At 70.1% G+C, this 485-nt stretch carries 2 pseudogenes; both read left to right on the top strand.

Going from position 1 to position 485, the window contains the following annotated elements:
* Nucleotides 1-175 (top strand): annotated as a pseudogene (locus tag LPA54_RS37135) (N-acetyltransferase); the annotation flags it as partial.
* A gap of 69 nt (nucleotides 176-244) precedes the next feature.
* A pseudogene (locus LPA54_RS37130) lies at nucleotides 245-485 on the top strand (hypothetical protein); the annotation flags it as partial.

Below are 485 nucleotides of genomic sequence, written 5' to 3'. Positions count from 1 at the left end.
GGCCGAGGCGGAACGCCTCGCCGCCACGGAGCGCGCCTGCACGCACAGCCGCGTGGAGACCTGGGACTTCCAGGCCCCGGACTTCTACAGGAAGCAGGGGTACGAGGTGGTGTGCGTGATCCCCGACTACCCTCCGGGCGTCACGGAGTACACGCTGACGAAGCAACTCACCTGAGCGGCCAGGGCCTTGTGGGCGAGTTCCCAGGTCACCCCGCACGCAGGACGACCCCCGTAGAATCCCCCCATGCCCGCTGACGAACGCGTGTCCCGGTCCACGTTCTCCGGTCGCATCCGGCCGATATCCGTGCCGCAGCCGATGCCACGGGTGCCCCGGCGGGTGTGGTCCGACCAGGACTGGGAGCGGATCCGACGCGGCTACCGCGCGCGGGGCATGGACGAGAAGTGGAACGTCTTCACGGAGGGCGAGGTCGTCTTCCTGCACCGGAGCTGGACGGGCCGGGGGATCTACGCCGCCACCTTCGCCC

This window comes from Streptomyces sp. DH12 (genome assembly GCF_020873895.1).
Lineage (GTDB): Bacteria > Actinomycetota > Actinomycetes > Streptomycetales > Streptomycetaceae > Streptomyces.
This window is presented reverse-complemented; position numbering and strand designations above follow the sequence as displayed.